This window comes from Pseudomonas aphyarum (genome assembly GCF_028657055.1).
GTDB classification, from domain to species: Bacteria; Pseudomonadota; Gammaproteobacteria; order Pseudomonadales; family Pseudomonadaceae; genus Aquipseudomonas; species Aquipseudomonas aphyarum.
In genome coordinates, this window is sequence record NZ_JAMDGS010000011.1 from 170737 (window position 1) to 192973 (window position 22237).

A 22237-nucleotide genomic window follows, 5' to 3' on the forward strand; every position below is an offset into this window, starting at 1 on the left:
TTTCAAGGATGGTCTACCCTCAGATCAGACGTCTGAAACCAGGGGGATATTCCATGCTCGCGCAACTTCCACCGGCCTTACAGAATCTGCAGCTTCCGCTTCGCCTGCGACTCTGGGACGGCCATGAATTCAATCTGGGCCCGACGCCCAGCGTCACCATCGTGGTCAAGGACCCGCAGATGGTCACCCAGTTCACCCATCCAAGTCTCGATGCATTGGGTGCGGCCTTCGTCGAGGGCAAGCTCGAACTGGAGGGCTCGATCAGCGAGGTCATCCGGGTGTGCGATGAGTTGAGCACAGCCTTGCTTGGGGACGCGGACAGTCAGCCGGTACGTACCGTGCACGACAAGGAAACCGACGCCAAAGCCATCTCCTACCATTACGACCTGTCCAACGCGTTCTACCAATTGTGGCTGGACAGCGACATGGCGTATTCCTGCGCGTATTTCGAAACCGGCAGCGAATCCCTGGAGCAAGCTCAGCAAGCCAAGTTTCGGCACCTGTGCCGCAAGCTGCGTCTGCAGCCCGGCGACTATCTGCTGGACGTCGGTTGCGGTTGGGGCGGGCTGGCGCGTTATGCCGCCCGTGAGTTTGGCGCCAAGGTTTTCGGTATCACCCTGAGCAAAGAGCAACTGGCCCTGGCCCGCGAGCGAGTCAAAGCCGAAGGCCTGGAAGATCAGATCGAACTGCAACTGCTGGACTACCGCGATCTTCCCCAGGACGGACGTTTCGACAAAGTGGTCAGCGTCGGCATGTTCGAACACGTCGGTCATGCCAACCTCGCCGAATACTGCAAAACCCTGTTCGGCGCGGTGAAAGAGGGCGGTCTGGTGATGAACCACGGCATCACCGCCAAGCACACCGATGGCCGTCCGGTGGGACGCGGTGCCGGGGATTTCATCGAGAAGTACGTGTTCCCCAACGGCGAGCTGCCGCACCTGGCGATGATCTCGGCCGAGATCAGCGAAGCGGGTCTGGAGATCGTCGACGTAGAAAGTCTGCGCCTGCATTACGCACGCACGCTGGACCACTGGAGCGAACGGCTGGAAGACAACCTCGAAGCCGCCGCGAAACTGGTTCCGGATCAGGCGCTGCGCATCTGGCGTCTGTACCTGGCGGGCTGCGCGTATGCGTTCGCGCGCGGCTGGATCAATCTGCACCAGATCCTCGCCGTGAAGGCCCATGCCGACGGCAGCCATGAACTGCCGTGGACGAGGGACGACATCTACAACCCTTGAACCTAGAGAATCGGTGAAATAAGCCGGGCGATCCGCATGCCGACCTGTTGCAGGCGGTGGATCTCCCGGCTTTCTTCTTTGGCGACCTCGTAGGCTTGGGCGAAGTCATCGTTGAGCATCTGTTCCACGCTGGCGGCGAATTCGCTGTCGACGGTCAGCAGCATCACTTCGAAATTCAGCCGGAACGAACGGTTGTCCAGATTGGCGCTGCCGATGGCGCTGATTTCGCTGTCGATCAACACCACCTTCTGATGCAGGAACCCTGGTTCGTAGCGGAATACCCGCACGCCGGCGCGTACCGCTTCAAACGCGTACAGGCTGGAGGCGGCGTAGACGATGCGGTGGTCTGGGCGCGAAGGCAGCAGCAGGCGCACGTCGACTCCGCGCAGAACTGCCAAACGCAACGCCGCGAACACGGCTTCGTCGGGAATGAAATAGGGGCTGGTGATCCACACGCGCTCGGTGGCGGCGTGGATGGCTTCGACGAAGAACAGCGAGCAGGTTTCGTAGGCATCCGCCGGGCCGCTGGCGAGCAATTGGCAAAGCACGCCATCCTCCGGGTACGCGTCCGGCAGGATCAGCGGCGGCAATGACCGCGCGGCCCAGAACCAGTCTTCGGCAAATGACTCCTGCATGCACGCCACCACCGGGCCGCGCACCTGGACGTGAGTGTCGCGCCACGGTGCCAGCGGTGGTTTTTCACCCATGTACTCGTCGCCGACGTTGTGCCCGCCAACAAACCCGATCAATCCGTCGACCACCACGATCTTGCGGTGGTTGCGGAAATTCACCTGGAAACGGTTGAGCCAGCCGCTGCGGGTGGCGAACGCCTTGACCTCTACGCCGCCGTCGCGCAGCGCCTGCACGTAGCTGTGGGGAAGGGCGTGGCTGCCGATGCGGTCGTAGAGCAAATGAATCACCACGCCTTCGGCCGCTTTCTTCAGCAGCAGGTCACGCAGGCGCTGTCCGAGACGATCGTCGTGAATGATGAAAAACTGGATCAGCACCGCTTCCCGTGCCTGGTCGATTGCGTGGAAAATCGCCTCGAAGGTAGCGGCACCGTTGATCAGCAATCGCACTTCATTGTTGGCCAGGCACGGCATGCGTCCCAGTTTCGGCATCGCGCGCAACGAGTCATAAGCATTCGAGGCGCGGGCGGTCAGGGCTTCTTCCACCCACGGCCGCCAGTTGAGTTCGGAAATCGCCTGGCGCATCTGTTCGTTGGCCTGGCGGCGGGCCTTGATGTAGCCATCGAAGGTGCTGCGGCCGAACACCAGATAAGGGATGAGGGTGAGGTAGGGAATGAAGATCAGCGACAGCGCCCAGGCGATCGAGCCTTGGGCGGTGCGTACGGTCAATACGGCATGGATCGCGGCGATCGAGCCGAGGGTGTGTATCAGGGCGATCAGATAACCGAAAATGTGCGGTCCGAAATAATCCATGGGGCAACCTTGCTCCTGAAGATTCAATGCTTAACAGACCATGTTCCATGGCGATTGTCGCTATTTGTTTTCAAGCCGCCAGCGCCCGCCATGAACCGAAACAGGCGGCCGGCGTCTAACGGCCACTACTGATCAGGAGTTTTTCAATGAACGTTCGTCTGCTGGGTTTGGCGCTGGGCCTGGGTTTGGCCTTGCCGGTGGTTGCTCAGGCGCAAATGCTGCAGCCGGGGTTGTGGGAAATGACGTCGAGCAATGTGAAGGTTGATGATCAGGTGATGGATGTGCAATCGATCCTCGGCCAATTGCAGGGGCAGATGACTCCGCAGCAACGAGCGGAGCTGGAGAAGCAGGGGATCAACATCGGCGGCAAGGGTATCCGCGCCTGCCTGACGCCGCAGCAGGTGGCGACCAACGATATTCCGCTGGCGGACCCGCAGTCGGGCTGCAAGCAGCAGATCACCGAGCGTGTCGGCAACCAGTGGAAATTCCGCTTCAGTTGCCCGAAAGCCCAAGGCACCGGTGTTGCGACGTTCCTTAGTGACCGCGAGTTCACCACCGTCGCCAACGGCACCTTCAACGCCATCGGGATCAATCAAAAGGGCAGTCTGGAAACCCGGGCAGTCTGGCTGGGTCAGGATTGCGGCACGGTCAAACCGAGAGCGTAACGTCACTGTCGAAACCGCCTCCACATCGAGTGGAGGCGGTTTTTTTTCAGCGCATGAACCGCAGCGGCAATCCCTGACAGTTGTCATGGATCCGTTGGTCATGCCACGCAATCTGCCCAGACACCATCGTCGTGCTGACCCGATGCCGAAAGCTACGCTGAGCGAACGGCGTCCAGCCGCATTGCGACAGAACCGGCTGGCGTGACACCGCGACACCCTTGGGCTCCGATTGAATCAACACCAGATCCGCCCAATACCCCTCACGCAAATAACCGCGATCCGGAATGGCAAACAGATCCGCCACCCGGTGGCTGGTCTTCGCCACCAGCGTGGTGATCGGCAACATGCCATCTGCCACCAGTTCCAATAACGCCGGCAGTGCGTGCTGCACCAGTGGCAGTCCCGACGGTGCCTGTTCATACGCTTGCTGTTTTTCCGCCCAGGTGTGCGGCGCGTGATCGCTGCCGATCACGTCCAGTCGATTGCTCAGCAGTGCCTGGCGCAGGGCGTCACGATCGGCCTGGGATTTGATTGCCGGATTGCATTTGATCAGGTTGCCGAGGTTCGGATAGTCACGGTCATCGAACAGCAAGTGATGCAGGCAGACTTCCGCGGTGATGCGTTTTTGCGACAGCGGTTTGTCTTCGAACAGGGCCAGCTCGCGGGCCGTGGTCAGGTGCAGGACGTGCAGGCGAGTGCCGTGACGTCGGGCCAGATCCACCGCCAGAGACGATGAGCGAAAGCAGCTTTCGGCATTGCGGATCAGCGCATGAGCATCGGGTGGCAGCTGGTTGCCGAACCTCTCGCGCAGCTTCGCGGCATTCGCATCGATGCTTGGCGTGTGTTCACAGTGGGCCAGCAGAATCGTCGGCACTTCAGCGAACAGGCGCTCGAGGGTGTGCGGGTCGTCCACCAGCATGTTGCCGGTGGACGCACCCATGAACACTTTGACCCCGGCCACCTCGCTCGGATTGAGCGCCGCGACCGTGTCCAGATTGTCGTGACTGACACCAAAATGAAACCCGTAGTTGGCCACCGAGTTGATCGCTGCCCGGCGCTTTTTGTCGGCCAGCGCTTCAAGGGTCAGAGTGGCAGGTTTGGTGTTGGGCATGTCCATGAAACTGGTGATGCCCCCGGCCACGGCTGCACGGGATTCGGTGTGGATGCTGCCCTTGGCCGGCGCACCCGGCTCACGGAAATGCACTTGGTCGTCAATCATTCCCGGCAGCAGCCATTGGCCGTTGGCGTCGATTTCACGGGTCGCGTTTTCACCTTCGATGCTGCCGGCGATCTTGACGATGCGCCCGTTGCTGACCAACAGATCGGCGTCGAACTCACGCCCCTCGTTCACCAGCCGTGCATTGCGAATCAGCACACTGCTCATGATTCAGAACTCGTTCTGCAGGGCTTTGTAGCCGCGCACCAGATCGACGTTGGTGCGCGCCACGTCTTCGGAAAACTCCGAAGCACTGACGCTCACCGGCGGGAATTGCGAGAGGTCGGTGCCCGGGCCGATGCGGGTGGTGGAGGGCACGTAGAACGCGTCCGGCAGATCCCGACCGTCAACCACCGAGTTGTGCCGCACCACGCAACCGTTCCCTACAACGCAGTTGAACAGCACGCTGTTGAAGCCGATGAACACCCGGTCTCCGACCGTGCACGGGCCATGCACGATCGAGCGGTGGGCGATGGAGCTGAATTCGCCGATGGTCACCGCCGCGCCGGATTTGGAGTGGATCACCACGCCGTCCTGGATGTTCGAATTGGCGCCGATGGTGATCGGCTCCATCTCGCCTGTGGCGTCCACTTCATCGGCGCGGATCACCGCGTACGGGCCGACGAACACGTTTTCGCCGATCACCACTTTGCCGCAGATGATCGCGGTTTTATCGACGTAGGCAGACTCGGCAATCTGCGGCAAATCACCGGAAGGATTTTTACGGATCATGGTTGACTCAGGGCTTGGTAAAGAGTGTTGAGGTTGTATTCGAACAGCCCGGTGAAGGTGCTGGCCGGGCCGCTGGCGGCGAGGGCATCGGAGTACAGCGTGCCGCCGATGTGTGCGCCGCTTTCGTCGGCGATCTGTTTCAACAGGCGCGCGTCCTTGATGTTTTCCATAAACACCGCTTTGACCTTGGCCTGGCGAATCTGAGTGATCAGCGCGGCGACTTCGGCAGCGGAGGGTTCGCGTTCGGTGGACAAACCTTGTGGTGCCATGAAGTCGATGCCGTAGGCCTGACCGAGATAACCGAAGGCATCGTGGCTGGTGACGATCTTGCGGTTACCCGGCGGCAATGAACCGAGCTTGGCTTTCGCTTGGGCGAGTAGGGCGTAGATCTGTTTCAGGTAGGCTTGGCTGTTGCGCTCGTAGTCGGCCTTGTTTGCCGGGTCGGCGGCGATCAGCGCCTTGGTGATGTTGGCGACGTACAGCTCGGCGTTCGCCAGGTTGTGCCAGGCGTGAGGATCGGGAACGGTTTCGCCGTCTTCATCCAGCGAGCGCGGTATCACGCCGCGACTGGCGCTGATCACGGTGGCCCTGGTATCGGTGCTGGCGACCAGCCGATCCAGCCAGGGCTCGAAACCCAGTCCGTTCTTGACGATCAGTTTCGCCTTGAGCAAGGCCTTGGCGTCATCCGGCGTCGGTTCGTAAGTATGGGCATCGGCGTCAGGGCCGACCATGTTACTGATCTGGATATGCTCGCCGCCGACCTGATGCACCATGTCGGCAAGGATGCTGAAACTGGTGACCACCGGCAGTTTTTCCGCCGCCGATAACGACATCGACAGTATCAGGCTGAACAGCACGAGTAGAGCGCGCATCGGGAAACACCTCATTGGGATGTGAGCAAAGGCGGGCGGCGCAACAGACCGTGAACCGGTCCGAACACCACGGACAACAGGTAACCGCCACCGGCGACCAGCACGATGGCCGGGCCGCTGGGCAGCGAGTAGTAGAACGACAGCAGCAGTCCGAGCCATACCGATGCGCAACCGATGAGCGCGGCGATGGCGATCAGGATCGGCAGGCGCCGGCTCCAGAAGCGAGAGGCGGCGGCGGGCAGCATCATCAGGCCGACCACCATCAAGGCACCGATAGCCTGGAAACCGATCACCAGATTGAGCACCACCAGCGTCAGGAACACGCCATGGGCGACGGGGCCGAGTCGGCTGACCGTGCGCAGGAAAAACGGATCAAGGGTATCGAGCAGCAACGGTTTGTAGATCAGCGCCATGGCCATCAGGCTGAGCGCCGATACCCACAACATGCCGTTGAGGGTCGGCCCGTCGACCGCCAATGCGGAACCGAACAGTAGGTGCAGCAAATCCAGTCGCTTGCCGGCGATTCCCAGAATCAGCACGCCGCTGGCCAGCGAGATGGGATAGATCGCGGCGAGGCTGGCGTCTTCGCGCAGGCCGGTGCGTCGGGTAATCCACGCGGCGAGTCCGGCCATGCTCAGACCGGCACCGAGTCCACCGAGGGTCAGCGCTGGCAAACTCAACCCGGCGAACCAGAACCCCAACGCCGCGCCGGGGAGAATGCCGTGGGCAACGGCGTCGCCGATCAGACTCATTCGGCGCAGGATCAGAAACACGCCCAGTGGTGCCGTGCTGCACGCCAATACCAGACCGCCGAGCAGGGCCCGGCGCATAAAGACGAACTCGTGGAACGGCTGCCATAAATGGCTCAGCGTGAGCATCAGGCCACCTGCGTGTGAGGTGTTTGCTGGATGAGGTCGACGCTGTTGCCGTATGCGCAGCCGCTCTGTTTGATCAGCAAGGTCTGTGGCATGTGTTGGCGCACGGCGGCGAGGTCATGGCAAACCACGACCAGGGTTCGTCCTTGTTCATGCCAGGCGTGCAGGTGTTGCCACAACAGTGTCTGTCCCAGTTCGTCGAGTGCGGCATGGGGTTCGTCGAGCAGCAGCAACGGTGTGTCGGCCAGACTCAGTCGTGCGAGCAGGGCGCGTTGCAGTTCCCCGCCGGAGAGGGCCATCAGGGGACGATGTTCCAGTCCGCTCAGGTGCCAGTCTTCCAGTGCGGATTCGAGACGTTGGGCCCTGAGTTGCGACGACAGTCTGCGTCCCCAGAAACCGGCTGCCACCAACTCTTGAAGACTGATCGGGAACTGTCGATCCAGGTGCTGTTGCTGAGGCAGGAAGGACAAACCGCTTTGGCGTGGAACACCCAACTCGACCTTGCCGGCCAGCGGTCGCTGTAAACCGGCGATGACTTTAAGCAGGCTGCTTTTGCCGCTGCCATTGACGCCGATGATTGCCGTCAGACTGCCGCTTTCCAATCGAAGATCGAGAGGTGCCGTGAGCGGTTGGCCGGGTATTCCCCAGCTCAGGTTGTGGCAGCGAATCATGGCTGCTCCCGGCGCCAATGACTCTCGGCGACGGCGTCGTGAGCATGAAGGCTTTCGGCGTGGATGACTCGTATGTGGAATTCGCTGACACCAGGTGAGCGGCGCAGTGCCAGGTTCAGGCGGCGGGCAGCGTCTTCGCAGAACATCAGGTTCTGGCCATTGGCGAGGGCGAAGGCTTGTTCGTCGGCGCGTTTTACAGCAGTTTGCACGGCGGTGCCGAGGGCTGCTTCGGCGTCGTTAATGATGGACGTCAGGGGTAGTTCGTCGACGAATTCTTCCAGGTGGAGATGCAGCTGTGCGGTACTGCGTTGGCTGTGAGGTGTGGCCACGATCCCTTGAGTCGAGCCCAACCACGCCAACACATCGGCGTGTTGCAGCGGTTTGTTGGCGAAGTCGTCGACGAATTGTTGCTGGATCAACTGCCTCGCCAATGCTGCGGAACAGGGGCAAGTTGATGAATACGCGACGTCGATTTTCAGTTCCACGTGGAACACTTTGTTTTTTAGCTGCGCTGAAATGGTGACGGGATAGGTTTTCCATCCTGCCAAAGGACTGACCAGTGCCGGCCTTCTCAGCAGTAAATCGGTGTGGATATTGAGATAGGCGGCTTCGGACAGATCTTCGTGGCTGTCGAGAAAACGCTGCAGAACTTTTCGCAGAAGGGCGGGAGAAAGGTTCTCCTGCTCCAACGCTTCCAGCCCCAGATAGAGCCGCGACATGTGAATGCCGCGTGCATCTCCATCATCCAGGCTGACCCCTGCATCCGCTTTGGCAGCCAGGCGTTGGCCTTCGATAAACACAGGTAATGCGATTCCGCACATCCCCACCCATTCGAGAGGCAGGGCCTGGCGGGCGGCTTGAGCCGCGACATCCGGCAAAGTCAGCGCGTTCATGAGCAGTTCCATCATGGTGATTGAATTTGATGTTACATTATAACAATTCAAACCACGATGCCTTTTTCATGAACAGGCTTTCATATGCACAGACGCCACTTGCTCAACCTGATGCTGGCCAGCGCGGCCTTTGTTTTGCCTTTCTCAGTGTCCGCCACGCAGATACGCAATGCGCGGCTTTGGCGTTCGGATGACAAGCTTCGGCTGGTGTTCGATCTGAGTGGTCCCGTGAGCTATAAGACGTTTACCTTGAGTGCACCGGAACGGTTGATCATCGACTTGAGCGGCGCCAGCCTAAGTGGGGATTTCAGCCAGTTGGCGTTATCCGGCACTCCTATTCATTCGGTTCGCTCCGGCCATTTTGGCCAAGGGAACACCCGGATCGTGCTGGACTTAAGCAGTCCGGTTCAGCTCAATTCATTCTTGTTGGCGCCTCAGGATGGGCAAGGGCATCGCCTGGTTCTGGATCTGATGAGTGCTTCAGCAGGGCGCCCGGCGAGCGTTCCACGTGAAACACCCCAGGAAAAATCTCACCCCAAGCGCGACATCATGGTGGTAGTCGACCCAGGGCATGGCGGGAAAGATCCGGGGGCAATTGGCGCAAAAGGTGAGCGGGAAAAGGATGTGGTTTTGTCCATTGCGCAATTGCTCGCTCGTCGACTTAAGCGAGAGAAAGGCTTTGATGTAAAGCTGGTCCGTAACGATGATTTCTTCGTCCCGTTACGCAAGCGTGTGGAGATCGCGCGTCAGCACAAGGCTGACATGTTCATCTCGGTGCACGCCGATGCTGCACCGCGTCTGACCGCGTCTGGCGCGTCGGTGTATTGCTTGTCCGAAGGCGGCGCAACATCCGCGACCGCGCGGTTCATGGCGCAGCGTGAGAACGGTGTGGATCTGCTTGGCGCCACCAGCCTGCTCAATCTCAAGGACAAGGATCCGATGCTCGCTGGCGTGATCCTCGACATGTCGATGAACGCAACCATCGCCGCCAGTTTGCAACTCGGAAGCACAGTGCTGGGCAGCCTGGCCAGCATCACCACGCTGCATCAAAAGCGCGTGGAACAGGCTGGATTTGCCGTTCTGAAGTCGCCGGATGTCCCGTCAATCCTGGTGGAAACCGGGTTCATTTCCAACGCGCGGGACAGTCAGCGCCTGGTGACCGCGCGTCATCAGCAGGCCGTGGCAGACGGTTTGTTTGAGGGCTTGCAGCGTTACTTCCAAAAAAATCCACCCGTCGACAGCTACATGGCGTGGCAACAAGAGCAGAAAGGATCGCGTGTTTAGCAGCCGGTGATCCGGCTGCAGGTGAACTTCGCACTGCTGCCGCCTGAGCTGGAGAACCGATTGATCGTCGTCCAGCCCACGCGGCGGTTGTAGCCAACCCAGGCTTCCCCATCGGAAGCGATACCGGTGAAAAAGGTCAGCTGTCCATAACGGCTGTTGGTTTGTGCCCAGTAGCGGTTTCCCGCTTTTTCAAATCCACGCAGGTAAATCGTACTGCCAACGGTGTTGACGCTATAGGCGTTGCCGTTGCCATCGATGCACGCTAAAAGGTTCGCGCTGCGCGTGCAATTGGCGAGCCCCGGCACTTGTGCTTCGGCATTTAGTGTCAGCAATGCCAGGCAGATAAGCGAGTATTTCAGCGCGGTTTTCATGATGTCACTCGGCGACGAACTGATTGCAGCTTCCGGCCCTTTGTCACTTCGGGCAAGAAGAGAGTGGATTGATTTTGTTGTTATACTATAACATTAATCGGACAAGGCTTTCCGTGGCTTCCTTTTCAAGCGTCCGCTTCCCTGGTGATCCCTTCGAAGCCCAAGAACGCTCGCCCCGAGAGCCTCCAGCGCTGTTTAGCGACCGTCTGATGAGGTTTATCCAATGTCTTCCCGACTTCCCGTGACCGTTTTGTCCGGCTTTCTCGGTGCCGGAAAAAGTACACTTTTGAATTACGTACTACGTAACAGAGATGATTTGCGCGTCGCCGTTATTGTCAACGATATGAGCGAAATCAACATCGATGGCAGCGAAGTCCAGCGTGATGTCAGCTTGAACCGTGCCGAAGAGAAGCTCGTGGAGATGAGCAATGGCTGTATTTGCTGTACGTTACGAGAAGACCTGCTTGAAGAGGTCAGCCAGTTGGCTCGTGAAGGCCGCTTCGATTACCTGCTGATCGAATCCACGGGAATCTCCGAGCCATTGCCAGTGGCCGAGACGTTCACTTTCCGTGATGAGCAGGGGCAAAGCCTCGCCGACATCGCTCGCCTCGACACCATGGTCACTGTAGTCGACGGTATGAACTTCCTCCCGGACTACCAGGCCGCTGAAAACCTCGCGTCCCGTGGTGAATTCCTCGGTGAAGAAGATGAGCGCTCGATCACCGATCTGCTGATCGAGCAGATCGAATTCGCCGACGTCCTGTTGATCAGCAAGATCGACCTGATCAGCAGCCGCGAGCGGGAAGAGTTGATGGCCATTCTCAAACGCCTCAACGCTCAGGCCGAGATCATCCCGATGGTCATGGGGGAAGTACCGCTGGAGAAAATTCTCAACACCGGTCGTTTCGACTTCGAAAAAGCGGCCCAGGCCCCAGGCTGGCTGCAGGAACTGCGTGGCGAACATGTGCCAGAAACCGAGGAGTACGGCATCGCCTCCACGGCTTATCGGGCACGCCGGCCCTTTCATCCACAGCGTTTTTTCGATTTCATCGATCGCCCTTGGGTAAACGGCAAACTGCTGCGTTCCAAAGGCTTCTTCTGGCTGGCCAGCAAACCCACGGATGCCGGTAGCTGGTCCCAGGCAGGTGGTCTGATGCGCCACGGTTTCGCCGGACGCTGGTGGCGCTTCGTGCCAAAGGAACAGTGGCCGCAGGATCAGGAAAGTACCGCCGCCATTATGGAAAACTGGATCGCCAGCGTAGGCGATTGTCGCCAGGAGCTGGTGTTTATCGGGCAGAACATCGATTTCGCACAGCTGTCGTCGGAACTCGATGATTGCCTGCTGACCGATGACGAAATGGCGCTCGGTACTCAAGGCTGGCTACAACTGCGCGATCCGTTTGGCTCCTGGCACGATGAGGTCGCCTGATGCTCGCCCTGAAACCGCTGCCAGGCAGCACGCGTCATCAGTCTTTCGGCCAGACCCCGCAGGCGCTGGCGAACATACTCGACGATGAAATCAACCTCGCGGTCTGGCAACGCCAGCTTCCGCTGCACATTGCCGAATTTGCTGACTTGTTGTTGTCTCTGAACGAACCTTACGCCGAGGCGCTGTGCCTGGAGTTGCCGGACGAAGACGCAGAACCGGATCTCACGGGACTGGCCAGCGGCTTTCGCGATCTGGAAGGCTATGAAGGGTTTATCGCCGACCTCAAATGGCTGGTCAGTGCCTTCGCCTGCCTGCTGGGTGCGCGACGGATCGGGTTGCGCCTGCGGGTGCTGGACAAGGCAATGTGTCCGCGTTTTCACGTCGATCATGTGCCGGTGCGGTTGATCACCACTTATGCCGGTGTCGGCAGTGAATGGCTAAGGGAAGGGCAGATGGATCGTCGGCAACTGGGCCAGCCGCAAGCCGAGCCGCAGGAAGCGTCACGAATTCAGCAATTGAATCGAGGCGAAGTGGCATTGCTCAAGGGCGAAAAATGGCACGGCAACGAAGGTTTCGGGCTGATCCATCGCTCGCCGCAACCGGCGCCGGGTGAGCGGCGGTTGATGCTGACCCTCGACTGGCTAGGCTAGCGCGTCAGGGCTTGAGCCATTTCCCCTGACTTTGGGCCTCGCAATAAGGCTGCAAATACGCCGCATCGGTGGCCACACCGTAATAGTGGATATCCTGGCGATAAGGCATATTGGCGACTTGCGCGTTGCTGCACACGCCGAACGCGCCGGCGGGGCACTGGTCGACGTATTGAACCTCGACTTTCTGCCCGGCCAGGGTCGGCTGGCAGAAGCCGTCGTTGAACAGTTTTTCCGGGATGTTGCGGTTCTGCTGGCAGACTTTCACGTCTAGGCGCTCTGCCTGACTGTGCACCACGCAGGCCTGTGCCAACGCCTCGCCCGATACCAGCGCCAGCAGCAACGACCATCCCATCCACCGCATCTTCGACCTCCAGAAAACCTTGATCATGTTGCAGAACATTCCCACCCACGTCATCGCCGGCCCCTTGGGCGCGGGCAAGACCAGCCTGATCCGCCAGCTCATGGCCCAGCGCCCGGCGGGCGAGCGTTGGGCGGTGCTGATCAACGAGTTTGGCCAGATCGGGCTCGACGCTGCGCTGTTGACCCGCGACGCCGATGGTATCGCACTGGGCGAAGTGGCCGGGGGCTGTTTATGTTGCGTGAACGGTGCGCCGTTCCAGATTGGTCTGGGGCGCTTGTTGCGCAAGGCGCGGCCGGATCGCCTGTTCATCGAGCCCTCAGGGCTCGGGCATCCGGCGCAGTTGCTGAAGCAGCTGAACGAGGCGCCGTGGCAAGACGTTCTCGCCGTACAACCGTGCGTGCTGGTGCTGGACGCCCAGGCCCTCGCCGCGGGCAAACTGCTGCCGGACGCGCAGCAGGAAACCTTGGCCAGCGCAGGTTTGCTGCTGTTGAACAAGGCAGAAAACCTCGACGAGCCCACGCGTGAGCGAATCACCCGACAGTTGCCGTCTGTCCGGCTGATCTGGACGCAACAGGCGATGTTACCGCTCAGCGAGTTGCCGGGTCTGGCGGTACGGGCGCAGGCCGGTGTGGATAAGTTGATCGTCCCCCAAGGGCTGGCGCAGATGCCGGCTATCTGGAGCGATCCGGCGTTGCCGATCTGCCTGAGTCAGGCCCAGGAGGGTGGTTGGAGCATCGGTTGGCGCTGGCATCCGAGCCAGGTGTTCGATGTGTCGGGAATAACTCAATGGCTGAAAAGTCTGGGCTGGCGGCGGGCCAAACTGGTGATTCACAACCCGGACGGCTGGCAGTCAGCCAATGCGCTGGACAATGCCGAGCTCAGCTGGCTGCCCAGTGAATGGCGCAAGGATTCCAGGATCGAGCTGATTTTCGACGAACCGCAGGCAGTCAGTGAATTACAGGCCGGACTGGCCCGGTGTCGGCTTCAGACGAGCTGATTCAAGGCTTCCACTTGGTGTGTTCCTGACGCCACTGGCTCAGCTCGATCACTTCACCACGCGGCTTGGTCACTTCCACCACGGGCGGCGTGTCATCAAATGGCGCCGGGTAGGGCGCCAGTTCGATCTGTGCGCTGTGCGCACCGAACTGGGTGATGGTGCCGTTGTGCCGGGTTTCGCCGGTCACGGTAAATTCGAAATTGTAGACCCGGGCCAGACGTCGCCGGCCGCTGGCGTCCTTGATCAAGCCGATCTTCTTCAGCGCCACGTTGCCGTCGAGCAACTCGACGCCGACATTCACGCAATGCTGTTTGACCCGCTCCAGCGCCCGCTCACGCAAGCCGTGGTTGTGCCAGAGCCACGCACCGGCGACGGCGAACAGCATCAGCACGAAAATGTTTTCCAGGGTGAGCATCAACACGAAACTCCAAATGATGGCGTCAGCTTAACTGCGTCGCCGGTCTGTCGTACAGGCTGCGTTTCGTCGCATACTGCGCGGCTTGAATTTCAATCGTTTTACGGAAAAACCCGAATGAAACGTACGCCTCATCTGCTCGCCATCCAGTCCCATGTGGTGTTCGGCCACGCCGGCAACAGCGCTGCGGTTTTTCCGATGCAGCGGGTCGGGGTGAATGTCTGGCCGCTCAATACGGTGCAGTTCTCCAACCACACCCAGTACGGCCAGTGGGCCGGCGAAGTGCTGGCGCCGCACCGGATCCCCGAACTGGTCGAAGGCATCGCCGCCATCGGTGAGCTGGGCAATTGCGATGCGGTGCTGTCCGGCTATCTCGGCAGCGCGGCGCAGGGCCGGGCGATTCTCAGTGGCATCGAGCGGATCAAGGCAGTCAACCCGAAAGCCCTTTATCTGTGCGACCCGGTGATGGGGCATCCGGAAAAGGGTTGCAGCGTTCCCGCCGAGGTCAGTGATTTCCTGCTGGAAGAGGCCGCTGCCGTTGCGGATTTCATGTGCCCGAACCAGTTGGAGCTGGACAGCTTCTCCGGGCGCAAGCCGCAGTCGCTGTTCGATTGCCTGGCGATGGCGCGGGCGCTGCTGGCACGTGGGCCGAAAGCGGTGCTGGTCAAACATCTGGATTATCCGGGCAAACCGGCGGATGGCTTTGAAATGTTGCTGGTGACGGCCGAGGGCAGCTGGCACCTGCGGCGTCCGCTGCTGGCGTTTCCGCGTCAGCCGGTCGGTGTTGGCGATCTGACGTCCGGCCTGTTCCTGGCGCGCGTGCTGCTCGGTGACAGCCTGGTGGCGGCGTTTGAATTCACCGCAGCAGCGGTACATGAAGTGCTGCTGGAAACCCAGGCCTGCGCCAGTTACGAGCTGCAGCTGGTGCGAGCGCAGGACCGGATTGCGCATCCGCGGGTGAAATTCGAGGCCACGCCGATCAGCCTTTAATACCGCGTCGGCTTCAATCGCGAGCAGGCTCGCTCCCACGGATAAAACATCACCTGTGGGAGCGAGCCTGCTCGCGATAGCGGTCGTCAGATCGCTACAAATCTCAGGCGTCGCCCTTGATTTCCTGATAGCGCTTTTCCAGCTCCTGACGGATCTGCCGGCGTTGCTGCGCCTGCATGTAGCGGCGCTTGTCTTCGCTGTTCTGCGGTTGCAGCGGCGGTACGGCGGCGGGTTTGCGCTGATCGTCCACCGCGACCATGGTGAAGAAGCAGCTGTTGGTGTGGCGCACCGAGCGCTCGCGGATGTTCTCGGTCACCACTTTGATACCGACTTCCATTGAGGTGTTGCCGGTGTAGTTGACCGACGCCAGGAAGGTCACCAGTTCGCCGACATGGATCGGCTCGCGGAAAATCACCTGATCCACCGACAGGGTCACCACGTAGCGGCCGGCATAACGGCTGGCGCAGGCGTAGGCCACTTCGTCGAGGTATTTGAGCAGGGTGCCGCCGTGGACATTGCCAGAGAAGTTGGCCATGTCGGGGGTCATCAGTACCGTCATCGACAGCTGGGCGTTTCCGGGTTCCATAACGTTCTCACGGGTCAAGGCAGGGTTGCTGGAAGAAACACCTCTGCGGGTGCCTGGTCGCTTTTCAAAAGCACCGTTATCGGGACGCCAGGCAACTGGCCGCCGTCACGCCCGAATCGATCTGTTTCCATATATTGCACCGCCTTTCAGCCGGAAGTCGCGGTGTTACCCTGCAAAAGCGCCTCCCCAAGGGCGATTCCTACACCCAAAGCGGATTTTTACTCAGCTCGCCCAGACATTTCCAATGCCTGCGTGAGCCTCGTCATTCAAGGAGCCCACACCATGCATGCCATCAGCTTTATTCAGGATCTGGCGGTGATCATGTTGGTCGCAGGTGTGGTGACCGTGCTGTTTCACCGCTTCAAGCAGCCGGTAGTGCTCGGCTACATCGTCGCCGGCTTCATCATCGGCCCGCACACACCGCCGTTCGGCCTGATCCACGACGAAGAAACCATCAAGACCCTCGCCGAGCTGGGGGTGATTTTCCTGATGTTCTGCCTGGGCCTGGAGTTCAGCCTGCGCAAGCTGTTCAAGGTCGGCGCCACGGCCTTCATCGCGGCGTTCCTCGAAATTGTGCTGATGATCTGGATCGGCTATGAAATCGGCCGCTGGTTCGAATGGAACACCATGGATTCGCTGTTTCTCGGCGCGATCCTGGCGATTTCCTCGACCACCATCATCGTCAAAGCGCTCAACGACCTGAAGATGAAAAACGAGCGCTTCGCGCAGCTGATCTTCGGCGTGCTGATCGTCGAGGACATTCTCGGCATCGGCATCATTGCCTTGCTGTCGAGCATCGCGGTCAGCGGCACGGTGAGCTCCGGCGAAGTGTTTTCCACGGTCGGCAAGCTCTCACTGTTCATGATCGTCGCGCTGGTCATCGGCATTCTGCTGGTGCCGCGACTGTTGGCCTACGTGGCGAAATTCGAAAGCAACGAGATGCTGCTGATCACCGTGCTGGGCCTGTGTTTCGGCTTCTGCCTGCTGGTGGTCAAGCTCGAGTACAGCATGGTGCTGGGGGCGTTTCTGATCGGCGCGATCATGGCCGAGTCGCGGCAACTGCTGAAAATCGAGCGACTGATCGAGCCGGTTCGCGACCTGTTCAGCGCGATCTTTTTCGTCGCCATCGGCCTGATGCTCGATCCGATGATTCTTCTGCAATACGCGTGGCCGATCGCGGTGATCACTGTCGCCGTGGTGCTGGGCAAGATGTTGTCCTGCGGCCTCGGGGCGTTTATCGCCGGTAATGACGGACGCACCTCACTGCGGGTCGGGATGGGGCTTTCGCAGATTGGCGAATTTTCTTTCATCATCGCGGCGCTGGGGATGACCCTCCAGGTCACCAGCAATTTCCTGTATCCGGTGGCTGTGGCGGTTTCGGTGATTACCACGTTGCTGACGCCGTACCTGATCCGGGCTGCCGATCCGCTGTCGATCAAACTGTCTGCCGCCATGCCGCAGCGAGTCGGTCGAGTGTTCGGAATGTACGGCGAATGGCTGCGCAGCATTCAGCCGCAGGGTGAGGGCGCGATGCTGGCCTCGATGATCCGGCGAATTCTGCTGCAGGTCGGGGTCAATCTGGCGCTGGTGATCGCGATCTTCTTTGCCGGCGCTTTCTTTGCCGGGCGTCTCTCGATCTGGATGCAGGACTGGATCAGCGATCCAAGCTGGCAGAAGGCGTTGATCTGGGGCGGGGCGTTGCTGGTGTCGTTGCCGTTTCTGATCGCGGCCTATCGCAAGCTTAAAGCGCTGTCGATGCTGCTGGCGGAGATGGGCGTGAAGCCGGAAATGGCCGGGCGTCACACACAGCGAGTACGCCGGGTGATCGCCGAAGTGATCCCGATCATCTCGCTGCTGGTGATTTTCCTGCTGCTGGCAGCCTTGTCGGCCAGTATCTTGCCGACCAACAAGTTGCTGGTGCTGATCGCCGTAGTCACGGCCGCCGTGGCGGCGCTGCTCTGGCGCTGGTTCATCCGGGTGCACACGCGGATGCAGGTGGCCTTGCTGGAAACCCTCGACAACCACAAGGAGCCGTCGGGGCACTGACCACCCAATGGGGAGGGGGCGTTTCAGCTTTCCAGCCAGACGTCCCGCGCCCAGTGCCAGACCGATTCCCAGGACTCTTCGGTGATCAGCTCTTCTTCGCCCGACCACAGCACCACGGTGCCGTCTTCTTCGACGCAGTAGTAGTCGTCACCGTCCTGGCAGATCGGGATCAGGTCGCGCGGCACGCCGGCATCCCAGGCGTTGGCGGAGACCTCCGGCAGGTAGGTGTGGGATTGCGGGTCGGTGACGGTCACCGGCTCCAGGCTGCCGTAAACCACGTCGCTGACGGTCAGCAGAAACTCCTTGAAGACGAACGGGATGTTGATGAAGAGTTCTTCTTCGATTTCCACCAACTGGTCTTCGTCGGGCAACTCCAGGGGAACCGGTACGGGTTCGTTGGCTTCGCGCAGTTGTTCGATGATTTCTTCCACGTCCGGGATCCTCTTGCTTGAATGGCGCGGTTTATATGGGGCGGTTTATACAGTAGCTCGCTATAGATGCAACCGCGAAATAGAAAACCCCGGCCGAGGCCGGGGTTTTCATTACTGCGGGTAAAACGTCGGAGGTGATCAGCCGTTCTGGCGGATACCGGCGACCAGCCAAGGCTGGTTGTCGCCCTGTGGACGTTCCATGTTCCAGCTTTCGCTGAACACTTCACCCTGCTGGTCGAAACGCGAGGTCTTCGACACGCCGTTGAAGGTCAGGGTAGCGATGGTCTTGTCCGCACGGTCATCCACGCCATCCAGTTGTACCTGGAGGTTGTCGATGAAGGTGGACTGGAAGGCATCGCCCAGTTCCGCGCGCTCGCGCTTGAGGAACTCGAACATTTGCGGGGTCACGAACTCGGCGATCTTGTCCATTTCGTTGGCGTCCCAGTGCTGCTGCAGCGCCTGGAAGTGGCTGCGGGCAGCTTCAAGGAAGCGCTGTTCATTGAACCAGGCCGGCGCGTTGATCACCGGACGGGCGGCAGCAGGTGCGGCCGAGCCACCGAAGATCGAACCCATGGCTGCTGGCTTCTGTTCGAACACTTCACGCTGCATCGGCGCGCCGGCCGGAGCGAACTGCTCCTGCTGCTTGCGACGACGGGCGGCGATGAAGCGGAAGATCACGAACGCGATCACGGCCATGATCAGGATGTCGAAGAACTGCATGCCTTCGAAGCCGCCGCCCATGAACATGGAAGCGAGCAGGCCACCGGCCGCGATGCCGGCCAGCGGGCCGAGCCATTTCGAAGCACCGCCGGCCTTGGCCGCAGCGCCTGCGGCACCGGCAGCACCAGCGGTCGCCGCAGCGCCGCCCATGCCTGGGGAAGAAGGAGCCATCTGGCTGGTCTGGTGCGTCGGCGCAGCGCCGGCGCTTTTGCCACCACCAAAGCGCTTGGCGTTGGCGTCGAGGCTCATCGTCAGGCCGATGCACAACGCCATGGCGATGCTAAGAAAACGTTTCATAAAGGGAATTCCCGTTTGTGGAGACACGCGCGCCATGTTGCACAGCTGAAGTGTTACTGGCTAGCGAGAGAGTGTTTCGGGCTTTTGCCTGACAGGTTACGTTCAGCTCGGTCGGGGCAATAAGGCTATGTACTTTTGTCTGTAGGAAAAGGAGATAGGTTCAGCAGGAAATGGATCAGCGCCGCAAGGCCAGCATCACTACGCCAGCGGTGATCAGGCCGATGCCGCCCCACTGGCGCAGGTCGAGTTTCTCGCCCAGCAGGATCACACCGAGCACCGCCACGAAGACCACGCTGAGCTTGTCCACCGGGGCGACCAGCGATGCCGGTCCGACTTTCAACGCCCGGAAGTAGCACAGCCACGAAGCGCCAGTACCCAGCCCGGACAACAGCAGGAACAGGTAGCTCTTGGCGGAGATCGATCCCAAGGACTGATATTGGCCCGTGGCGTACAAAATCAAGGCCAGGCTGACCAATACGACGATTGTGCGCAGCAGGGTGGCGAAGTCGGAGTTGACGTTTTCGATGCCGATCTTGGCGAAGATGGCCGTCAGCGCGGCGAAAGTGGCCGAGAGCAGGGCCCAGAACGTCCAGGAAGAAAAGAAGCCCGAGCCCATGGATGTTGCCTCCAGTGTTCGTTCCCGCGCCGGGCGCGGGAGCGAACGTTGACTTATATGGCTTCCAGCTTCGCGTACCCGAGCATCAGCCACTTGCTGCCTTCGGCGAAGTTCACCTGCACCCGAGCCTGGGCGCCGGCGCCTTCGAAGTTGAGGATCACGCCGTCGCCGAAGATCGAGTGACGGACAGCCTGGCCAAGGCTCAGGCCGGTTTCCGGAATCTCGCTGCCGCTGAACAGGTTGCTGCCGCCCATCGACTGGTTGCCGCCGAACGGTCGGCTGACGCTGTTGGACAGGCGCACTTCCTGAATCAAACCTTTCGGTACTTCCCGTACGAAACGCGACACCTTGTTGTAGGTTTCGCTGCCGTACAGGCGTCGGGTTTCAGCATAGGTCATCACCAGATTCTGCATCGCCCGGGTAATGCCGACATAGGCCAGACGCCGCTCTTCCTCAAGGCGCCCCGGTTCTTCCAGGCTCATCTTGTGCGGGAACAGGCCTTCTTCCATGCCCACCAGGAACACGTAAGGGAATTCCAGGCCCTTGGCGCTGTGCAGGGTCATCAACTGAATGCTGTCTTCGTGTTCGTCGGCCTGGGTGTCGCCGGCCTCCAGCGAAGCGTGGCCGAGGAACGCCGCCAGTGGCGTCAGCTCTTCGTCCTCTTCGGTGTTCTCGAAGTTGCGCGCGGCGCTGACCAGTTCCTCAAGGTTTTCCACCCGGGCCTGGCCTTTCTCGCCTTTTTCCGCCTCGTGGTAGGCGATCAGCCCGGACTGCTCGATGACGGTCTGGGTCATCAGGTGCAACGGCATCTCGGCGCACTTGGCGGCGAGGTTCTCGATCAGCTCGATAAACGCACCCAGTGCACCGGCGGCGCGACCGGTCAGACCTTTGTTGGCCACCAGCTGGCGCATGGCTTCCCACATCGACACATCGCTGTGGCGCGCATGGTCGCGGATCGCTTCGACGGTTTTTTCGCCGATGCCACGAGCCGGGACATTGATTACCCGTTCCAGCGCCGCATCGTTGCCACGACCTTCCAGCAATCGCAGGTAAGCCATGGCGTTCTTGATTTCCGCCCGCTCGAAGAAGCGCTGGCCGCCATAGATGCGGTAGGGAATGCGTTCGCGCAGCAACGCTTCTTCCAGAACGCGCGATTGGGCGTTGGAGCGGTAGAGAATCGCGATATCGCTGCGAGCGAGGCCGGTTTTCAGCGCGCTTTCGATGGTTTCGACAACGTAGCGTGCTTCATCGTGTTCGTTGAAGGCTGCGTAAAGGTTGATCGCTTCGCCGTCGCCACCATCGGTCCACAGCTCTTTGCCGAGACGTCCGGTGTTGTTGGCGATCAGGGCGTTGGCGGCTTTCAGGATGCCGGCCGTGGAGCGGTAGTTCTGCTCCAGACGGATGGTCACCGAATCCGGGAAGTCGGAAGAATACTGGTGGATGTTCTCGATTTTCGCGCCGCGCCAGCCGTAGATCGACTGGTCGTCGTCGCCGACCACCATCAGGCTGTCGCCGCCCTTGCCCAGCAGGCGCAACCAGGCGTACTGCACGGCGTTGGTGTCCTGGAATTCGTCCACCAGAATGTGTCGGAAACGCTTCTGGTAGTGCGCCAGCAGGCCCGGGTGGTCGCGCCACAGGTCGAGGGCGCGCAGCAGCAGTTCGGAGAAATCGATGACGCCGGCACGCTGGCACGCCGCCTCGTACGCTTCATAAATGCCGCGCATGGTGGCCAGGAACAGATCGCCGCTGGCCTGAATGTGTTGCGGACGCAGACCTTCGTCTTTCTGCCCGTTGATGAACCACTGGGCCTGACGGGCCGGCCAGCGTTGCTCGTCCAGCCCCAGCTCGCGGATCACCCGCTTGACCAGTCGTTGCTGGTCGTCGCTGTCGAGAATCTGGAAAGTCTGGCTCAGCCCGGCTTCCTGCCAGTGCGCCCGCAACAGGCGGTGCGCCAGGCCGTGGAAGGTGCCGACCCACATGCCGGCCGGGTTGATGCCCAGCAACTGCTCGATGCGGTGACGCATCTCGGCGGCAGCCTTGTTAGTGAAGGTCACCGACAGAATCGAGTGGGGCGAGGCGTTCTCGACCTGGATCAACCAGGCGATACGGTGCACCAGCACTCGGGTTTTGCCGGAGCCGGCACCGGCCAGGACCAATTGACGACCAACGGGAGCCGCTACGGCCTGGCGTTGGGCATCGTTGAGGGAGTTCAGCAGAAGGGAGAGATCATCGCGCATCGGGGCATTCTAGGGTGCGCCGCAGGCCCGGGCAAACCGAGCTTTGCATTAGCCGATGAAAGTGCCGCCCGTGACGACCGGTCGGTCACCGGCTACAGGCGTTGGCCCGCCTGGCGTCGGGGCTTTGGAGGGTGACGAGCGGTGGAAAAGTTTCGGTGAAATTATGATCTGGAGCAGTTTGGCAAGTGGTTCGGCTTGTGTAT

Annotated in this window: 23 protein-coding genes; 8 read left to right on the forward strand and 15 right to left on the reverse strand. The window is 60.5% G+C overall.

Annotated elements, in window-relative coordinates:
- The first annotated feature begins 53 nt into the window (after positions 1–53).
- A complete protein-coding gene (gene cfaB, locus M5G18_RS16830) occupies positions 54–1238 on the forward strand; it encodes a C17 cyclopropane fatty acid synthase CfaB (protein ID WP_273898155.1) in 1185 nt (394 codons plus the stop codon).
- A 2-nt stretch (positions 1239–1240) separates the two neighbouring features.
- Here cfaB and cls read toward each other — a convergent pair whose 3' ends face one another.
- Complete coding sequence (gene cls / locus M5G18_RS16835; RefSeq protein WP_011336657.1) at positions 1241–2680, reverse strand: cardiolipin synthase; 1440 nt, start codon at positions 2678–2680, stop codon at positions 1241–1243.
- A 146-nt stretch (positions 2681–2826) separates the two neighbouring features.
- Between cls and M5G18_RS16840 the strand changes: the two genes are divergently transcribed.
- A complete protein-coding gene (locus tag M5G18_RS16840; RefSeq protein ID WP_179693199.1) occupies positions 2827–3345 on the forward strand; it encodes a DUF3617 domain-containing protein in 519 nt (172 codons plus the stop codon).
- Positions 3346–3391: 46 nt separating this feature from the next.
- Here M5G18_RS16840 and M5G18_RS16845 read toward each other — a convergent pair whose 3' ends face one another.
- From M5G18_RS16845 to folE2, 6 genes are read right to left on the reverse strand one after another with little or no spacing between them, the layout of a single operon-like run.
- The gene (locus tag M5G18_RS16845; protein WP_273898160.1) at positions 3392–4729 is read right to left on the reverse strand and encodes a dihydroorotase; all 1338 of its coding nucleotides are present in this window, start codon (positions 4727–4729) and stop codon (positions 3392–3394) included.
- Between the two features lie 3 nt (positions 4730–4732).
- Positions 4733–5293: a gamma carbonic anhydrase family protein gene (locus M5G18_RS16850; protein ID WP_011336655.1), complete on the reverse strand. Its 561-nt coding sequence runs from the start codon at positions 5291–5293 to the stop codon at positions 4733–4735.
- Entirely contained in the window at positions 5290–6165 is an 876-nt protein-coding gene (locus M5G18_RS16855) for a metal ABC transporter substrate-binding protein (protein WP_273898162.1), read from the reverse strand. The genes M5G18_RS16850 and M5G18_RS16855 overlap by 4 nt, the downstream gene beginning before the upstream one ends.
- A gap of 11 nt (positions 6166–6176) precedes the next feature.
- A complete protein-coding gene (locus M5G18_RS16860; protein ID WP_039765042.1) occupies positions 6177–7043 on the reverse strand; it encodes a metal ABC transporter permease in 867 nt (288 codons plus the stop codon).
- Positions 7043–7711 (reverse strand): metal ABC transporter ATP-binding protein, encoded by a 669-nt coding sequence (locus tag M5G18_RS16865; RefSeq protein ID WP_273898164.1) that lies wholly within the window; start codon positions 7709–7711, stop codon positions 7043–7045. The genes M5G18_RS16860 and M5G18_RS16865 overlap by 1 nt, the downstream gene beginning before the upstream one ends.
- The gene (gene folE2, locus M5G18_RS16870; protein ID WP_273898165.1) at positions 7708–8604 is read right to left on the reverse strand and encodes a GTP cyclohydrolase FolE2; all 897 of its coding nucleotides are present in this window, start codon (positions 8602–8604) and stop codon (positions 7708–7710) included. The genes M5G18_RS16865 and folE2 overlap by 4 nt, the downstream gene beginning before the upstream one ends.
- 84 nt (positions 8605–8688) lie before the next feature.
- On the opposite strand from folE2, the gene M5G18_RS16875 reads away from it, so the two are divergent.
- On the forward strand, positions 8689–9888 hold the full coding sequence (locus tag M5G18_RS16875; protein WP_273898166.1) for an N-acetylmuramoyl-L-alanine amidase: 1200 nt from the start codon (positions 8689–8691) through the stop codon (positions 9886–9888).
- Here M5G18_RS16875 and M5G18_RS16880 read toward each other — a convergent pair.
- On the reverse strand, positions 9885–10259 hold the full coding sequence (locus M5G18_RS16880) for a glutamine synthetase (RefSeq protein WP_273898168.1): 375 nt from the start codon (positions 10257–10259) through the stop codon (positions 9885–9887). The genes M5G18_RS16875 and M5G18_RS16880 overlap by 4 nt on opposite strands.
- 223 nt (positions 10260–10482) lie before the next feature.
- Between M5G18_RS16880 and zigA the strand changes: the two genes are divergently transcribed.
- Positions 10483–11688, forward strand: coding sequence for a zinc metallochaperone GTPase ZigA (zigA, locus tag M5G18_RS16885; RefSeq protein ID WP_273898170.1), 1206 nt, complete (start codon positions 10483–10485; stop codon positions 11686–11688).
- Positions 11688–12338: a DUF1826 domain-containing protein gene (locus tag M5G18_RS16890; RefSeq protein ID WP_273898172.1), complete on the forward strand. Its 651-nt coding sequence runs from the start codon at positions 11688–11690 to the stop codon at positions 12336–12338. The genes zigA and M5G18_RS16890 overlap by 1 nt, the downstream gene beginning before the upstream one ends.
- A gap of 4 nt (positions 12339–12342) precedes the next feature.
- Here M5G18_RS16890 and M5G18_RS16895 read toward each other — a convergent pair whose 3' ends face one another.
- Positions 12343–12699 (reverse strand): NADH:ubiquinone oxidoreductase, encoded by a 357-nt coding sequence (locus tag M5G18_RS16895; RefSeq protein ID WP_179693208.1) that lies wholly within the window; start codon positions 12697–12699, stop codon positions 12343–12345.
- 25 nt (positions 12700–12724) lie between these two features.
- Here M5G18_RS16895 and M5G18_RS16900 point away from each other — a divergent pair, with 25 nt between their 5' ends.
- A complete protein-coding gene (locus M5G18_RS16900) occupies positions 12725–13696 on the forward strand; it encodes a CobW family GTP-binding protein (protein WP_273898173.1) in 972 nt (323 codons plus the stop codon).
- Between the two features lies 1 nt (position 13697).
- On the opposite strand, the gene M5G18_RS16905 is transcribed toward M5G18_RS16900, so the two are convergent.
- Complete coding sequence (locus tag M5G18_RS16905) at positions 13698–14111, reverse strand: DUF3301 domain-containing protein (protein WP_007954242.1); 414 nt, start codon at positions 14109–14111, stop codon at positions 13698–13700.
- A 117-nt stretch (positions 14112–14228) separates the two neighbouring features.
- Here M5G18_RS16905 and pdxY point away from each other — a divergent pair, with 117 nt between their 5' ends.
- Positions 14229–15101, forward strand: coding sequence for a pyridoxal kinase PdxY (pdxY, locus tag M5G18_RS16910; RefSeq protein ID WP_085686046.1), 873 nt, complete (start codon positions 14229–14231; stop codon positions 15099–15101).
- A 103-nt stretch (positions 15102–15204) separates the two neighbouring features.
- Here pdxY and M5G18_RS16915 read toward each other — a convergent pair whose 3' ends face one another.
- Positions 15205–15687 carry an acyl-CoA thioesterase gene (locus M5G18_RS16915; RefSeq protein WP_003229693.1) on the reverse strand — a complete coding sequence of 161 codons (483 nt, stop codon included), beginning with the start codon at positions 15685–15687 and terminating at the stop codon, positions 15205–15207.
- A gap of 282 nt (positions 15688–15969) precedes the next feature.
- Between M5G18_RS16915 and M5G18_RS16920 the strand changes: the two genes are divergently transcribed.
- Positions 15970–17733 (forward strand): cation:proton antiporter, encoded by a 1764-nt coding sequence (locus tag M5G18_RS16920; protein WP_273898174.1) that lies wholly within the window; start codon positions 15970–15972, stop codon positions 17731–17733.
- A 23-nt stretch (positions 17734–17756) separates the two neighbouring features.
- On the opposite strand, the gene M5G18_RS16925 is transcribed toward M5G18_RS16920, so the two are convergent.
- The 4 genes from M5G18_RS16925 to uvrD form a co-directional block, all read right to left on the reverse strand.
- The gene (locus M5G18_RS16925) at positions 17757–18164 is read right to left on the reverse strand and encodes an SMI1/KNR4 family protein (protein ID WP_273898175.1); all 408 of its coding nucleotides are present in this window, start codon (positions 18162–18164) and stop codon (positions 17757–17759) included.
- Positions 18165–18302: 138 nt separating this feature from the next.
- A complete protein-coding gene (locus M5G18_RS16930) occupies positions 18303–19181 on the reverse strand; it encodes a Tim44 domain-containing protein (protein WP_039765060.1) in 879 nt (292 codons plus the stop codon).
- 175 nt (positions 19182–19356) lie between these two features.
- Entirely contained in the window at positions 19357–19797 is a 441-nt protein-coding gene (locus tag M5G18_RS16935; RefSeq protein ID WP_064379739.1) for an EamA family transporter, read from the reverse strand.
- Between the two features lie 53 nt (positions 19798–19850).
- Positions 19851–22034 carry a DNA helicase II gene (gene uvrD, locus M5G18_RS16940; RefSeq protein WP_007954248.1) on the reverse strand — a complete coding sequence of 728 codons (2184 nt, stop codon included), beginning with the start codon at positions 22032–22034 and terminating at the stop codon, positions 19851–19853.
- Positions 22035–22237: the final 203 nt, after the last annotated feature.

What these genes read in the sequence shown, in the direction of transcription:
- M5G18_RS16900 (WP_273898173.1), top strand. Translation starts at nt 12,725, where the DNA reads ATGTTGCAGAACATTCCCACCCACGTCATCGCCGGCCCCTTGGGCGCG.
- M5G18_RS16920 (WP_273898174.1), top strand. Translation starts at nt 15,970, where the DNA reads ATGCATGCCATCAGCTTTATTCAGGATCTGGCGGTGATCATGTTGGTC.
- M5G18_RS16860 (WP_039765042.1), bottom strand. Translation starts at nt 7,043, where the DNA reads ATGCTCACGCTGAGCCATTTATGGCAGCCGTTCCACGAGTTCGTCTTT.
- M5G18_RS16840 (WP_179693199.1), top strand. Translation starts at nt 2,827, where the DNA reads ATGAACGTTCGTCTGCTGGGTTTGGCGCTGGGCCTGGGTTTGGCCTTG.
- M5G18_RS16865 (WP_273898164.1), bottom strand. Translation starts at nt 7,711, where the DNA reads ATGATTCGCTGCCACAACCTGAGCTGGGGAATACCCGGCCAACCGCTC.
- M5G18_RS16845 (WP_273898160.1), bottom strand. Translation starts at nt 4,729, where the DNA reads ATGAGCAGTGTGCTGATTCGCAATGCACGGCTGGTGAACGAGGGGCGT.
- M5G18_RS16875 (WP_273898166.1), top strand. Translation starts at nt 8,689, where the DNA reads ATGCACAGACGCCACTTGCTCAACCTGATGCTGGCCAGCGCGGCCTTT.
- folE2 (WP_273898165.1), bottom strand. Translation starts at nt 8,604, where the DNA reads ATGAACGCGCTGACTTTGCCGGATGTCGCGGCTCAAGCCGCCCGCCAG.
- M5G18_RS16930 (WP_039765060.1), bottom strand. Translation starts at nt 19,181, where the DNA reads ATGAAACGTTTTCTTAGCATCGCCATGGCGTTGTGCATCGGCCTGACG.
- M5G18_RS16855 (WP_273898162.1), bottom strand. Translation starts at nt 6,165, where the DNA reads ATGCGCGCTCTACTCGTGCTGTTCAGCCTGATACTGTCGATGTCGTTA.
- zigA (WP_273898170.1), top strand. Translation starts at nt 10,483, where the DNA reads ATGTCTTCCCGACTTCCCGTGACCGTTTTGTCCGGCTTTCTCGGTGCC.
- cls (WP_011336657.1), bottom strand. Translation starts at nt 2,680, where the DNA reads ATGGATTATTTCGGACCGCACATTTTCGGTTATCTGATCGCCCTGATA.
- M5G18_RS16895 (WP_179693208.1), bottom strand. Translation starts at nt 12,699, where the DNA reads ATGCGGTGGATGGGATGGTCGTTGCTGCTGGCGCTGGTATCGGGCGAG.
- M5G18_RS16935 (WP_064379739.1), bottom strand. Translation starts at nt 19,797, where the DNA reads ATGGGCTCGGGCTTCTTTTCTTCCTGGACGTTCTGGGCCCTGCTCTCG.
- pdxY (WP_085686046.1), top strand. Translation starts at nt 14,229, where the DNA reads ATGAAACGTACGCCTCATCTGCTCGCCATCCAGTCCCATGTGGTGTTC.
- M5G18_RS16880 (WP_273898168.1), bottom strand. Translation starts at nt 10,259, where the DNA reads ATGAAAACCGCGCTGAAATACTCGCTTATCTGCCTGGCATTGCTGACA.
- uvrD (WP_007954248.1), bottom strand. Translation starts at nt 22,034, where the DNA reads ATGCGCGATGATCTCTCCCTTCTGCTGAACTCCCTCAACGATGCCCAA.
- M5G18_RS16915 (WP_003229693.1), bottom strand. Translation starts at nt 15,687, where the DNA reads ATGGAACCCGGAAACGCCCAGCTGTCGATGACGGTACTGATGACCCCC.
- M5G18_RS16890 (WP_273898172.1), top strand. Translation starts at nt 11,688, where the DNA reads ATGCTCGCCCTGAAACCGCTGCCAGGCAGCACGCGTCATCAGTCTTTC.
- cfaB (WP_273898155.1), top strand. Translation starts at nt 54, where the DNA reads ATGCTCGCGCAACTTCCACCGGCCTTACAGAATCTGCAGCTTCCGCTT.
- M5G18_RS16850 (WP_011336655.1), bottom strand. Translation starts at nt 5,293, where the DNA reads ATGATCCGTAAAAATCCTTCCGGTGATTTGCCGCAGATTGCCGAGTCT.
- M5G18_RS16905 (WP_007954242.1), bottom strand. Translation starts at nt 14,111, where the DNA reads ATGCTCACCCTGGAAAACATTTTCGTGCTGATGCTGTTCGCCGTCGCC.